This window comes from Microbacterium testaceum, assembly GCF_001476655.1.
GTDB classification, from domain to species: Bacteria; Actinomycetota; Actinomycetes; order Actinomycetales; family Microbacteriaceae; genus Microbacterium; species Microbacterium testaceum_C.
Window position 1 is genome coordinate 1 of the sequence record NZ_LDRT01000028.1, and the last position, 13,327, is coordinate 13,327.

The 13,327-nt window shown below is 72.2% G+C and carries 12 protein-coding genes; 4 read left to right on the forward strand and 8 right to left on the reverse strand.

Annotated features, from left to right (window positions below):
• Nucleotides 1-115 precede the first annotated feature (115 nt).
• Complete coding sequence (gene aceB, locus NS220_RS05380) at nucleotides 116-1,804, forward strand: malate synthase A (protein WP_193755279.1); 1,689 nt, start codon at nucleotides 116-118, stop codon at nucleotides 1,802-1,804.
• A gap of 48 nt (nucleotides 1,805-1,852) precedes the next feature.
• On the opposite strand, the gene NS220_RS05385 is transcribed toward aceB, so the two are convergent.
• From NS220_RS05385 to NS220_RS05420, 8 genes are read right to left on the reverse strand one after another with little or no spacing between them, the layout of a single operon-like run.
• Nucleotides 1,853-3,331, reverse strand: coding sequence for an AMP-binding protein (locus NS220_RS05385; protein WP_242864537.1), 1,479 nt, complete (start codon nucleotides 3,329-3,331; stop codon nucleotides 1,853-1,855).
• Nucleotides 3,324-3,932 (reverse strand): hypothetical protein, encoded by a 609-nt coding sequence (locus tag NS220_RS05390; RefSeq protein WP_058623063.1) that lies wholly within the window; start codon nucleotides 3,930-3,932, stop codon nucleotides 3,324-3,326. The genes NS220_RS05385 and NS220_RS05390 overlap by 8 nt, the downstream gene beginning before the upstream one ends.
• Nucleotides 3,925-5,742: a VWA domain-containing protein gene (locus NS220_RS05395; RefSeq protein ID WP_058623064.1), complete on the reverse strand. Its 1,818-nt coding sequence runs from the start codon at nucleotides 5,740-5,742 to the stop codon at nucleotides 3,925-3,927. Before NS220_RS05395 ends, NS220_RS05390 begins: the two co-directional genes overlap by 8 nt.
• Complete coding sequence (locus tag NS220_RS05400; protein ID WP_058623065.1) at nucleotides 5,739-6,392, reverse strand: hypothetical protein; 654 nt, start codon at nucleotides 6,390-6,392, stop codon at nucleotides 5,739-5,741. Before NS220_RS05400 ends, NS220_RS05395 begins: the two co-directional genes overlap by 4 nt.
• The gene (locus NS220_RS05405; protein ID WP_058623066.1) at nucleotides 6,389-7,960 is read right to left on the reverse strand and encodes an AAA family ATPase; all 1,572 of its coding nucleotides are present in this window, start codon (nucleotides 7,958-7,960) and stop codon (nucleotides 6,389-6,391) included. Before NS220_RS05405 ends, NS220_RS05400 begins: the two co-directional genes overlap by 4 nt.
• A 9-nt stretch (nucleotides 7,961-7,969) precedes the next feature.
• The gene (locus tag NS220_RS05410; protein ID WP_242864538.1) at nucleotides 7,970-9,046 is read right to left on the reverse strand and encodes an AAA family ATPase; all 1,077 of its coding nucleotides are present in this window, start codon (nucleotides 9,044-9,046) and stop codon (nucleotides 7,970-7,972) included.
• On the reverse strand, nucleotides 9,033-9,641 hold the full coding sequence (pnuC, locus tag NS220_RS05415; protein ID WP_058623067.1) for a nicotinamide riboside transporter PnuC: 609 nt from the start codon (nucleotides 9,639-9,641) through the stop codon (nucleotides 9,033-9,035). The genes NS220_RS05410 and pnuC overlap by 14 nt, the downstream gene beginning before the upstream one ends.
• A 34-nt stretch (nucleotides 9,642-9,675) precedes the next feature.
• Nucleotides 9,676-10,467: a DeoR/GlpR family DNA-binding transcription regulator gene (locus NS220_RS05420; RefSeq protein WP_058623068.1), complete on the reverse strand. Its 792-nt coding sequence runs from the start codon at nucleotides 10,465-10,467 to the stop codon at nucleotides 9,676-9,678.
• A 76-nt stretch (nucleotides 10,468-10,543) separates the two neighbouring features.
• On the opposite strand from NS220_RS05420, the gene NS220_RS05425 reads away from it, so the two are divergent.
• The 3 genes from NS220_RS05425 to NS220_RS05435 are packed head-to-tail and all read left to right on the forward strand — an operon-like array spanning nucleotide 10,544 to nucleotide 13,176.
• A complete protein-coding gene (locus tag NS220_RS05425; protein WP_058623069.1) occupies nucleotides 10,544-11,194 on the forward strand; it encodes a bifunctional 4-hydroxy-2-oxoglutarate aldolase/2-dehydro-3-deoxy-phosphogluconate aldolase in 651 nt (216 codons plus the stop codon).
• A gap of 56 nt (nucleotides 11,195-11,250) precedes the next feature.
• On the forward strand, nucleotides 11,251-12,543 hold the full coding sequence (locus NS220_RS05430; RefSeq protein ID WP_058623070.1) for an MFS transporter: 1,293 nt from the start codon (nucleotides 11,251-11,253) through the stop codon (nucleotides 12,541-12,543).
• Nucleotides 12,544-12,597: 54 nt separating this feature from the next.
• The gene (locus tag NS220_RS05435; protein ID WP_058623071.1) at nucleotides 12,598-13,176 is read left to right on the forward strand and encodes an AAA family ATPase; all 579 of its coding nucleotides are present in this window, start codon (nucleotides 12,598-12,600) and stop codon (nucleotides 13,174-13,176) included.
• The last annotated feature ends 151 nt before the right edge of the window (nucleotides 13,177-13,327 follow it).

Here is a 13,327-nt window from a genome sequence, read left to right on the forward strand (position 1 = left end):
GTCCAAGACACGCCGTAACCGCCTCGACCTTTACGGCGTGTTCTGGACACTCGACATACCCGGCGGCCCGCGAAGGACGGCGGAGGGCATGGAAGCCGCACAGAAAGCCACGATCATGACCCTCCTCACCTCTTCCCCGCCCACCACGACCTCCGCCACCGGGACCCGCACGAACACCGACGGTTCCGGGATGCCGAACGCATCCGCATCCGCCCCGCACCTGCGCCTCGAGCGCCCCCTCGAAGGACGGGATGCCGATATCCTCACCCCCGCGGCGATCGCGTTCCTCACCGAGCTGCACGACCGCTTCGCGCGTCGCCGGCACGACCGGCTCGCCGCCCGCGAGCGTCGCCGCTTCGAGATCGGCACGGGCGACGACCCGCACTTCCGCGCCGACACCGCGCACATCCGCGACGACCCGTCGTGGCGCGTGGCGGGCGCGGGCCCGGGCCTCGAGGACCGCCGCGTCGAGATCACCGGACCCACCGACCCGAAGATGACCATCAACGCGCTGAACTCCGGCGCGCGGGTCTGGCTGGCCGACCAGGAGGATGCCACGAGCCCCACCTGGCGCAACGTCATCGGCGGGCAGCTCTCGCTGTTCGACGCGATCCGCGGTCAGTTGTCGTTCACGAGCCCCGAGGGCAAGCGCTACGAGGTGACCGCCGAGCGCACCCCGACGATCGTGATGCGCCCGCGCGGCTGGCACCTCCCTGAGAAGCACGTGACGTTCATCGATCGCGCGGGCCGGGAGCTGCCGGCATCCGGCTCACTGGTGGACTACGGGCTGTACGTCTTCCACAACGCGCACGCGCTGATCGCGGCGGGTCGGGGGCCGTACTTCTACCTGCCGAAGATCGAGTCGGCCGAAGAGGCACGGCTGTGGGACGACGTCTTCTCGTTCACCGAGGAGCGCCTCGGACTCGCGCACGGCACGATCCGCGCCACCGTGCTGATCGAGACCCTGCCCGCGGCGTTCGAGATGGAGGAGATCCTCTTCGCCCTGCGGGATCACTGCGCGGGTCTGAACGCCGGCCGCTGGGACTACATCTTCTCGATCATCAAGACCTACCGCGGGCGCGGCGCCCGCTTCGTGCTCCCCGACCGCAGCGAGGTCACGATGACGGTGCCGTTCATGCGGGCGTACACCGAGCTGCTCGTGCAGACCTGCCACAAGCGGGGCGCGTACGCGATCGGCGGTATGAGCGCCTTCATCCCCAACCGGCGCAAGCCCGAGGTGACCGAGGCGGCGTTCGAGAAGGTCGCCGCCGACAAGCGCCGCGAGGCCGGCGACGGCTTCGACGGCACGTGGGTGGCCCACCCCGACCTCATCCCGGTGGCGCGCGCCGAGTTCGACGCCGTGCTGGGGGACGCGCCGAACCAGCTCGGGCGCACCCGCGACGAGGTGTCCGTAGAACCGGCGCAGCTGATCGACCTGCGCATCGGCCTGCCCGTGACCACGGCGGGTGTGCGCGGCAACGTGTCGGTCGCCATCCGCTACCTCGAGGCGTGGCTGCGGGGCCTGGGCGCCGTCGCGATCGACGACCTCATGGAAGACGCGGCGACCGCCGAGATCTCGCGCTCGCAGATCTGGCAGTGGATCCACCAGGACCGCGAGACGGCCGAGGGCGACACGATCACCCGCGCCTTCGTCGAGGGCCTCCTCGACGAGGTGCTGGCCGACCTGCCGCGTTCCGAGGGCGATCGCTTCGACGACGCGGCCGCAGTGTTCCGCGAGGTGGCACTGCGCCCGGAGTTCCCGGCGTTCCTGACGCTGCCGGCGTACGCGAAGTACCTCGACTGAACCCGGCCCCGCGCGCGACCCCCTCCCCGTCTCGGGAGGGGGCTCGCGTCACGTCGGCGCGGTGCCGCGCCCCGGGGCCACCGCGTGCGAGACGAAGCGCCGCGGCTTGCCTTCGCCGAGGTCGATGAGCCGTTCCACCCGCTCGACCTCGACGGGCTGGTCGAGCAGGGTCCGAAGCGCGTCGCGAATCAGCCGCGCGTTTCCCCCGGCGACCGTCACCTCGACCGCGCCGTCGGCCCTCTGCACAACGGACCACCCGAGCGCCCCGTGGCTCTGCAACTGCTGCGTGAGGTCGACGGACGGCACGCGGACGCCCGCGCCGGTCACGAACTCGGTGTGCTCGCGCCCCTCGAGATCCGCGATCCCGACCGCTCCGTCGGAGAACCGCACGAGACGCCCCACGTCACCCGTGCGGTACCGCACGAGCGGGAGCAAGGGGTTCTCGCCCGCCGTCACGGTGATCTCGCCCATCTCACCGTCGGGGACGGGGGCGCCCCCGGCATCCAGGATCTCGACGTGCACCCGCCGATCCAGCACGCGGAACGGCCCGTCGTCGGTGCGCGCGGCGATCGGCCGGGTCTCGTGGAGGCCGTAGACGTCGATGACCGGGCACGAGAACGCGGCCTCGAGTCGCGCGCGGAGCGGACCCGACAGCGCCATCGCGCCCGAGAACAGCGCGAGCGGCCGCAGCACGTCGCGCAGGTCGTCGCTCAGCAGCTCGGCGAGGCTCGTCGGGTTGCCCGAGATCACCTGCGGGTTCGCGTCGGCGAGGAACCGGGAGCGATCGGATGCCGTGCGCCACGCGCGCGCGTCGAGGTTGACGCGCGCCATCGCCCGGTGCGCGAACCCGCTGATCAGGGAGACGTAGGTGAACGCCTGGCGTTGCTGCAGCACCCAGACGAGCGCGAGGCGCTCGGCATCCGGAGTCCACTCGACGCCCGCGCGGCGGGCGAGGTCGACGAGGAGGTGGAAGCCGCGCGCGACCTCTTCGACGTCGTCGGGGATCACGAGCGCGGCTCCGGTCGAGCCCGAACTCGTGCCATGGAGCATCCGATCGAGGTCGGCGTCGAGCGGGACGAAGGCCGACACGTCGGCCGCGAGGTCGGCGCGGCCGACGGGCGGGAAGTCCGCGAGCGTCGCGAGAGCCGCGCGGCCGCGGTAGAAGGGGAGCTTCCGCGCGGTCGCGAGATGCTCGTCGAGCCAGCCGTCGAGAGGGAGGGGGCGGCGCGTGCGGTCGACCGCCTCCGCCGTGAGCCGATCTCCGGTCGCGTGCACCCACGCGGGCGCCGCGGGGTGCGTGCGCCAGCGATGCAGGCGGGCCGCGGCCTCGGCGTCGAGGGTCGGCCAGCGCTCGGCATCCGTCAGCACCGCCGCGGAGCCCGGGCGGTACTCGCCGAGCGCCAGCGGATCGTCGGGGTCGCTCGTCGCCGACGGGTCCGGTCCGCCCGCGGGACGAAGGGACCTCCCGTCGGGGTCGTGCACCGTCGCCGACGCCGTGGGGAGGAGGGGATCGTCGGGGTCACTCACTCGAGTACCTCGCCGCCGCCTCCTTCGCGCGGGCCTCGGCCAGGCGCCGCGCGATCTCCTCGCGGTGCTCGTACGCCGCGTAGGCCTCGGCGAGCGCACTGCTGCGCCGGAGCGAGTCGCGGGCCTGCCAGAGGGCCCGCGCGGTCTCGCGGTCCTCGCCGGCGGGGAGGAACCCCGCCCACAGCAGGAAGGTGCGGGCGGCCTCCTCGCGCCGTTCGTCGTCGGCGAGCCAATCGAGGGGGTCGACGACGGGCGCGACGCGCAACGCGAGGGCGTCGACGGCCCGGAGCGCCCAGGGGCCGGCCAGGGGCGGATCGAACGGCTCGACGAGCTCTTCGCTGGCGAGCAGCCACAGCCCGATCGCGGCCCCGCGGCGGACCCGGACGTCGTCGGCGTACGCGGCGGAGGCGCACGCGACCCCGGCGATGTCCCCCGAGAGCGCGACGATCGAGACCTCGTCGTCCAGGAACGGCCGCGGCACGCTCGACAACCGCGCGGCGACGGCGTCGAGCGGAGGCCCGGGGCGCGCGGACGACCACGTCTCGCCCTCCGGTGGAGCGAAGCTCGACCACACCCGCAGCAACTCGTCGGCGTCAGCCATTCAGCACCTCCGCCAGGTCCGCGCACGCCCGGGGTGCGTCATCCATCGTCTCCAGGTACAGGATCTCGTAGCCCGCCGCCGTGGCGAGAGGCTCCACCCGGCGCGAGCGATCGAGGAGGACGAGCGTGCCGGTCGACAGGGTCGCACGCACGCGCGCCGCGACGTCGGCGCGATCGGGATCGCCCGCGCCGAACATCGACACCAGGCCGTCGTCCGAGAGCACCACGAGGTGGCGACGCTCCTCCGCCGTCGCGCGGCCGAGCCCTTCGGCGCGACGCTCCAGCAGGTCGAGGGGGAAGGTCGTCCCGCCGGCGAAGAAGAGGGCGAGGTCGCGCACGACCTGACCCGCGTCGCGCGTGAAGCCCTCGCTGCCGCCGACCTGGCCGGGGCCCGAGAAGCTCGCCACCCGCACCCGCCCTCCCCCGCGCAGGATCGACAGCGCGAGGATCGTGCCGGCGAGCACGGCCGGCGACCCGACTCGCGGGTTCGGCATCGACCCGGACGAGTCGATGTAGAGGTCGAGGGTGATGCTCGTCTCGCGCGGGAGGGGATCGTCGGCGAGATACGAACGACGTCGGGTCGTGATGCCCGGCACCACGGCGCCGCCGGCGCGCAGCGTCGCGGGCCAGTCCAGCTCGGCCAGATCGTCGCCGGTCTCCCAGGTCTCGACGGGTCCCGGCAGCTCCTCGGCGGGTGTCGAGGGCGCACGCTGCGTCAGCGGACGCACCCAGCGCGCGGCCTCGGAGCGATACCACGCCGCGATCACGGCATCCTGATCCGCTCCCTCGTACAGCTCGAGAGTCCGCGCGACCCCGAGCGCCTGACCCGCCCCCGTCCGCGCCGACCGCGGCCCCGCGGACGAGCGCCCCTCGGGAACGGGTATCGGCTCCCGCAGCCGCGGATCGGCGAGCACACGACCGAGCTCCGCCGCTCCGGGCGGGGCGTCGTCGGCCGCGCACTCCCCGCCCGGCATCGACGCCCCCGCGGCCCGCTCCGCCACGAGGTAGGGGGCGATCAGCACGCCGAAGCGCAGGGCACCCGAGACGGCGTCGCCCGCGAACGTGCGGACGAGCCCGGCGAGGAGGTCGGCGTCGAGACCGGGGCGCGTGATCGTCGCCTCGGCGAGCTCGCGCGCCACGCGCTCGGCCTCGGCCCGCGCGTCGCGCAGCTTCTGCTCGGCCTCGCGATGCCGCTCGGGGATCCTGTCGAGGGGTCGCTCCGCCGTCGCCGTCGCGGCGCGCGGTGGCGGAGCGGCCGGCGGCTGGACCGCGCACAGCGTGCCCGGCGGGAGGTCCCACAGCAGTTCGTATGTGCGCAGGTACACCCACCACAGACGACCACCGGTGTCGCGTGAGGCGCGGTAGAGCGATCGCGACAGCCGCACGATGCCGGGCTCCCCCGGCCCGTCCCGACGGCGCTGCAGCAGACCGACCTGGGCGTTGACGAGCAGGTCGGTCCACAGGTTCGACAGCATCGCGACGTCGTCGTCGCGCACCGACGTCGCCCCGGCGGCCACGAGCGTCCGCGCGAGCTGATGACGGATCTTCAGCGAATCCAGACGCGTCCCGGGGGCGAGCGCGTGGTGGCCGAGCTCGTGTGCGAAGACGCTCTCCATCTCGTCGGCGCCGCCGAGCTCCGCGACCATCCGCGGGTCGACGACGATCGCCGGCGGGAAGCGGAACCACGCGGGAGCCCCGTGCGTCTTGCCCGCACCCGGCCGCAGCTCCGCATCGTGCATGTGCACGCCCCAGAGCTCCTGCGCGCTCTCCCACGCGCGGCGGATGTCCCCCTCGAGCGCGGCCGTCTTCATGCGGCCTCCGGAACGTAGACCCACGCCAGGTACGACTCGGCGAAGGTGAGGAGGGATGCCGTCGGCCCCGTGCCCCGGTCGGACGCGGTCGGCGGCTCCCGGTCGAGAGCGAGCAGCCGCGACCCCCAGACATCGGCATCCACCCGCCACCAGCGCTCTCCGGTGCGCACGGCGAAGGAGCCGTCGTCGTCGAGAGGACGCGCGTCGACGGGCGGCGCCGTCCACGCGCCCCCGAGCCCGGCGAAGCCGCCCACCGCGCACACGTACCCGCGCTGGGCCCGGCGCCCCGGCCACCAGAAGCGATCGGCGCGCTGCCGCTCCGCGAACGCGTCGAGGTCGCTCTCGGCGATGCCGAGCGCGGCCGCCGCGACCGGGGGCGGAACGTCGGCGAGGTGAGCGAGGGCGTCGTCGCGGAGCCCCAGGACGCCGGCGCGCCAACCCGCGATCCCCGCGAGCGTGACGACGAGATCGGTCGACGCGTCGGCCGGCAGTGCGGCCTGCCCCGCGGCGAGGGCGTGCCGGAACCGCTCGGCCGAGCCGCCCGACGCCTCGACGGTCAGCCCCGCGCGCTCGAGATCGAGGCCGGGGACGTCGGTGGGCACCCCGGTCGGCGGAGCGGTGTCGGCCAGATGACCGGGGCGCCGGATCACGCGCGCCCCTCGACCCAACGGAGGTACGCGGTGTAGCGCTGGTGCAGGTACTTCAGGGCGGTGAGGTCGTCGAAGTCCCGGCCGTAGAGCTTGCCCGACGCCGACGCCGCGCGCAGGCGCGCCTCGATCGCGGTCAGCCGGCGCGACGCCTCGACCGCCGAGACCCCGTCGAGTCCGGCATCCAGTTGCGCGAGCATCTCCCCGACCGGGTCCGCGCGCCCCCGCCCGAGAGCGTCGTACTGACGGCACGACTCGGCGAACAGGTCGCCGAGCCAGCTCATGAGGTCGGTCGACAGTTCCCGCTCGACGCCGACGTCGAAGCGCGGGTGCGTGGGGTTCGGCAGCAGCTTGCCGCGCAGCACGAACGGCACCATCGCCGCGACGTCCGCGAGCGAGACCTCGTCGCGCCCGCGGAACCACGCGACCGCCTTGGCGTAGACGATGAGCGTCTGCAGGGCGCGGACCGACAGCCCGTTCAGCGTCTGCGCGCCGAGATCGGCCATGAGGTCGGCTCCCGAATTCGCCTCGATCGTCTCGGCGACCTTGCCCCCGGCGGTGGTGACGGTGTCCTTCGTGCGGTACTCGAACCTCCGCCCGCCGCCCTGGACGAACTCGAAGTGACTGAGGAAGAATTCCAACCGACGTCGCACCGGGGCGGGCACCGGTACCGCGCGGATCGCGGCCCGCATCGCGGTCTGCTCGTCGGGGGCGAAGACGAGCTCGGCGGGAACGTGCTCCTCGGGCTTCTCGCCCGCCTCGACGCGCGTGATCAGCTCGTCGAGGAAGCGGCTGTTGAATCCGGCCGCGGGCACGGTGACGTCCATGCGGTCGCGGAGCGCCTGGATCACCGGGAACGTCCCGCCGCCGGCATCGTCGTTCGCCGTGAAGAACCAGCTCTCCACACCCGACGCCGGGGCGGTCCGCCGCAGCTGGTCGTGGCTCTCGACGTACCCCTCGGCGACCATCGTCAACAGCGCCGACTGGGTCTTGGTGGGGATGCGGTTGTACTCGTCGACGATCTTCACCGGTCGCGACAGCCAGTCGCGCCACGCGACGCCCACCTCGGCGAGACTCGCCGCGTTCATGAGGTCACGAGGGAGGGGGATGCCGACGAGGTCGCTGATCGTGAGCTGCGGCTGCCCCTGCTGCACCCCGCGCCGCACGTCGTCGGGTGTGGAGCCGGCGAGGACCCCCATGAGCACCGCGACGGTGGTCTTGCCGCGCCCGGGTCCTCCGACGAGCAGGCACTTGCCCCCGACGGCGAAGCTCAGCAGCGGGAGCAGGACGTTGGACGAGAACGACGCCTCGCTCGGCAGCGTCAGCTCGGCTCCGGCGTCGCCGAGGGAGAAGGCGAGCGGAGCACCCGAGGAGAACTCGACGTCGTAGTACGGCGAGATGACCGCGCGATTGACGATCCAGTAATAGGTCTGCCGGAGCTTCTCGTCGAGCGGCACAGCGGTCGTCGCGGGGGCGTCCCGGAAGAGATCGGCGGCCGTCATCGCGGCCGTCCCCTCCCCCGAAGCCGACGTGGTGGGTGCCTGCGAGAGCTTGTGCCAGCGGTCCGCCATCGCGCCAGCCTAACCGCCGGCCCGCCGACGGAGCTCCTCTTGCTCGGCGTGCGGGCGCCCCTCCATGGGGGCGGCGAACGAGGTCGCCTCGGCCACCGCGCGGCGCACGGAGGGAAGGGCGGATGCCACCCGCTCGGCGACGCTCCCCCGCACCTCGAACCACGGCACCGGCTGCGCCGTGAGCACCTCGCGGAAGCGCTCCTGCATGTCGGCCCGGATGTGCTCGCCGTCGCGCATCCCGTCCTGCACGAAGGGGATCTCGTCCCCGGTGAGGATGTACAGCGCGGGCCGGTGCGCCGCGGCGCGCTGCAGGATGCGCGGCGCGGGGGTACCCACGTACCGCTCGTGCCACAGGGCGGTGGCGAGCACGTCGGTGTCGCAGATCAGCACGGACCGCGGCGCCCGGCGCGCGGCATCCTGTTCCCAGGCGATCTGCCGATCGACGACGAGGTCGAACTCGTCGCTGCGCCAGGGCGCGTCGAGTCCGCCCTCGCGGGTCTCGCTCAGCTCGCGCCCGTACTCGGGCACCCACAGCGTCCCGAGCTCGGCGGCGAGCGCCTCGGCGAGCGTGGTCGAGCCCGTCGACTCGGCGCCGAGGACGACGACGCGTGCGGTGAGGTCGGCGCGGACCGCGGGCGACAGCTCGTGCCAGTGCGCGTCGAGGTCGGCGCGGATCGCGGTCCCGGACACCGGGTTGAGGCGACGCCCCGGGTCGACCTGCACCCAGTCCGCGCCGAGGCGGCGAGCGAGCTCGGCCCCGTACTCGTCGGAGGTGAAGACGACGTCGACCGGCTCGTCGAGCAGCCCCGCGATGGTCGCTGTGTGCGCGTCCCACGCGGTCTCGGAGGCGAAGTCGACCGGGGTGTCGTCGAGGAGGTCGACCACGCGAACCGTCGGGTGGTCCTCGCGCACCCACGCGGCCCGGCGTTCGAGGGGGATCGATTCGACGGATGCCGCGATCACCTCGACCGTGACTCTCTCGCAGGCGCGGACGGCCGAGCGGATGAGGTGCGCGTGCCCGACGTGGAGGGGGTAGAACTTCCCGACCACCACACCGTGCCGGTAGCGGCGCTCAGGCACGGGCATCGGCCGCGGGTGCGGCATCCGTCGCCTCCTGCGCCACGCGGCGCCACGACCACAGCCCGCTCACGCACAGCAGGATGAACAGGGCGTACAGCGCGGCGATGATCCACAGCCCGGTCGCGATCGAGAGCGCCACGAAGGCGACGTCCACACCGATCCACACGAACCAGTTCTCGATCCATTTGCGGTTGAGCATGTACTGCGCGACGAGGCTCGCCGAGGTGGTCGCGGCGTCCGCCAACGCGACCTGCGAGTCGGTGAAGGTGGCGAGCACCCAGGTGAGCAGAGCCGTTCCGGCCACCCCGACGACGATGAGCCAGGGCACCGCGCGACGAGGGGTGCGGGCGACGTACTCGCGGTCGTGCTCGACCCCGCGCGTCCACCGCAGCCAGCCGTGCACACCGAGCACGAGGTACACCACCTGCAGCGCGGCGCTGGCGTAGAGCCCGGCCGGGACGAACACCACGAGGAAGACGAGGTTGTTCGCGATGCCGATCGGGTACGTCCACACGTTCCGCCGGGCCGCCAGCAGCACGCACGCGGCGCCCGTCGCGAAGCCGAGGATCTGCGTCCACTCGGCCAGAATCCACTCGATCACCCGTCGAGCCTAGGTGTTCTGACGCGGTGTCCCGTCAGTCCTCCGCGGTCCACAGCTCGACGCCCATCTCCGCGATCGCCGCGGCCGCGCTCTCGGGCAATTCGGCGTCGCTCACGATGACGTCGAGCGCGTCGAGGGGCACGACGCGGAAACGCTCCGCCGTGCCGTACTTCGTGCTGTCGGCGATCAGGGCGCCCGAGGTGGCGGCATCCAGGACCGCCCGCTTCAAGACGACCTTGTCGAGCTCGGGGGTCGTCAGCCCGTGCGCGGTGTCCCAGGTGCCGGTGCTGAGGATCGCGAGGTCGAGGGTCATGGCAGAGACGGTCGCGGCGGCGAGAGCCCCGCTCGACGAACCGCTCGCGGCATCCACCACCCCGCCGGTGTGGATGACTTCGATCGAGGGGTGCGCGTACAGCGCCGAGACGGTGAAGAAGTCGTTGGTCACCACGGTCAGGCCACGCCGCGCCGTGAGATGGGGGACGAGCGCCTGGCAGGTCGTCCCCGCATCGATGAAGACGGTCATCTCGTCGGCGATGAGCGCGGCGGCGCGACGGGCGACGGCCTCCTTGCGCGGGAGCTCGAGCACGGCGCGGGACCCGCGCTCGCGCGGCGGCTCCACGCCGGTGCGCTCGCGAAGGCGCACGCCGCCCTGCACGGCATCCACCAGACCCTCGTCTTCGAGCGCAGCGATGTCGCGCCGCACGGTCATGTGCGACACCCCCAACGACGAGGCCAGGTGGCGGATGCTGAGCGCGCCCGCACCGCGCAGCAGACGCATCAGTTCTCGTTGGCGCTGTTCCGGGATGAGGGGCGGCGGTGTCGACATCCCTCCGAGCCTAAGCCTCCGCTGTCATGAGACACCGTGTTCTACCGTGTGAATTCTCGTGATACCGTGTGCAACGATGTTAAAGAAGCACGAAGTCCTGTCTGCCGTCGTCGACACCGGCGTGGTCCTGATCGTCCGCCTCGATTCCCCCGACGAGGCGCTCGCCGTCTCCCGCGCCGCCGTCGCCGGCGGCATCCGGGCCCTCGAGATCACCCTGTCGGTGCCGCGGGCACTCGAGGTCGTGCGGACCCTCGTCGACGAGTTCGGCGATCACGTCGCCGTGGGCGTCGGCACGGTTCTGGATGCCGAGATGGCCGTCGCCTCGGTCCAGGCGGGCGCTCGCATGCTCGTGAGCCCGAACCTGAACCCCGACATGATCCGTGCCGCGAACCGCTACCAGGCGCTCACGATCAGCGGTGCGTTCACCCCCACCGAGATCGTCGCCACCATGGAAGCCGGTGCCGACATCGTCAAGCTCTTCCCGACCGAGATCGCCGGCCCCGACTACCTCCGTACCGTCATGGCCCCCTTGGCGCACGCGCCGATCCTGCCCGCCGGCGGCGCGACGCGCGACAACGTCGGCGACTGGTTCTCAGCCGGAGCGCTGGCGGTCGGCGTCGGGAGCGCCATCACCAAAGCTGCGCGTGCGAGCGGCGACCACGCCGACGTGACCCGCGCCGCGGAAGACTTCCTCGCCGCCGTCGCGAACGCCCGGCAGACGGCCTGACACACCCACGGCGGACCACGACGTCCGCCTCTCACCCGAACACGAAGGAGTGGACCATGAGCGAGACGACGGCAGACGCGCCGCAGCTCACGCGCGACGAGAAGAAGACGATCCGGATCCGATGGTTCCTGGTCGGATTCCTCATCCTCGGCGGGGTGGTGAACTATCTCGACCGCTCGACGCTGAGCGTGGCCAACACCACGATCGCGGGTGAGTTCGGGCTCGACCCGTTCGCCATGGGTCTGCTGCTGTCGGCCTTCTCGTGGCCGTACGCCATCGCCAACCTCCCGGCGGGCTACCTCGTCGACAAGTTCGGGCCGAAGAAGATGTTCGCCTTCGCGGCGGGCGCCTGGTCGCTCGTCTCGATCGTCACCGCCGCCGCGAACTCGTTCGGCGTGCTGTACGCCTGCCGTGTCGCCCTCGGCATCACCGAGTCGCCGTTCTTCACCTCGGCCCTCAAGGTCAACGAGCGCTGGTTCAACAAGTCCGAGCGGGCGCTCCCGGTCTCGCTCGTGAACACGGGCTCGCAGATCGCCAACGCGATCGCGCCGCCGCTGCTGACCTTCCTCCTGCTGACGATGAGCTGGCGCGGGATGTTCATCATCGTGGGAGCCTTCGGCATCGTCGTCGCCCTCGTGTGGCTCCGCATCTACCGCGACCCGACACTGAAGGAGCAGGCCCTCATCAAGGGTGCCGAGGCCGAAGCGCGCGTCGCCGCATCGGTCGAGAAGGTCGGGTGGGGGCGTCTGCTCCTGCAGTCGAACACCTGGTTCATGGTGCTCGGTGCGTTCGGCATCTTCTACACCGTGTGGGTCTACCTCACGTGGCTCCCCAGCTACCTGCAAACCGCCCGCGGCTTCAGCCTCGCGCAGAGCGGGTGGCTCGCGTCGTTGCCGTTCCTCTGCGGCATCATCGGCGTGATCTTCGGCGGGTGGCTCTCGAACCGGCTCGTCCGCCGCGGCGTGAACACGGTCCGCGCGCGCAAGATCCCGATCGTCGGCGGCGCGGTCCTCGCCGCCGCGGCGGTGCTCCCCGTCGCGTACGTCGACAGCACCCCGCTCGCCATCGTGCTGCTGTCGGTCGGCTACTTCGCCTCACAGGTGCCGATCGGATGCCTCTGGACCCTCGCCTCGGACGTCGCTCCCTCCAACCAGGTGGCCTCGCTCGGCGCGATCCAGAACTTCGGTGGATTCATCGGAGCGGCCGTCGCGCCCATCGTCACCGGTGCGATCCTCACCTCCACGGGAGGCAACTACACGACGGTGTTCCTCATCGGCGGCGTGCTGCTGCTGGTCGGCGCCCTGTCGTACGGACTGTTCGTGAAGGACCGCTCCCTCGCGGCATCCTGATTCCGCGCGGGGAGGACGGCCTCTCGTCCTCCCCGCCCTCCGGGAGGAACCCCCATGACCGCACGACTGTTCTTCGTGATCGGCCCGGCCGGTAGCGGCAAGTCGACCGTGAGCACCCTCATCGCTCGCCGGATCGGTGCCGCGTACCTCGACAAGGACTCCGTCGCGACGGCGTTCACCGAGGCCCTGCTCGAGGCCGCCGGCAGCGACAAGAACGACCGCGACAACAACGCCTACTACCAGGACGTGGTGATGGGCTTGGAGTACGCCACCCTGCTGAAGCTGGCGGGCGACAACCTCCGCCTCGGCACCGATGTCGTGCTCGACGCCCCGTTCGTCCGCTACTTCCCCGAGGCGGACTACCTCGAGCGCGCCGCCGTGGAGCACGACTGGCCGGACGACCTCACCATCACCGTCGTGCACGTCACCGTGGACGGCGATCTCGTCCGCGAGCGCGTCGACTCGCGCGGCTACGGTCGCGACGCCTGGAAACTCGCCCACTGGGACGAGTTCTGGGCCACGGCGCAGGCCGCCGACTGCCGGTGGCGCGGCGCGCACCACGTGCTCTTCGACAACAGCGCCTCCGGCGCCGATCCCACCGCGCTCGAGACCGCCCTGGCCGCCTTCGTCTGAGCAGACTCTCGCGGCACCGCGATCAGGGACGCGCCGGATCGATCGGTGTGAACCGCCGCAGACCCGCGCCCGAGCTGAGCCGCGAGGCGGCGAGCGACCCCGCCACCGCGAGGAAGATCGGCAGCAGCAGGGTGAAGCCGGTATCGGTGAA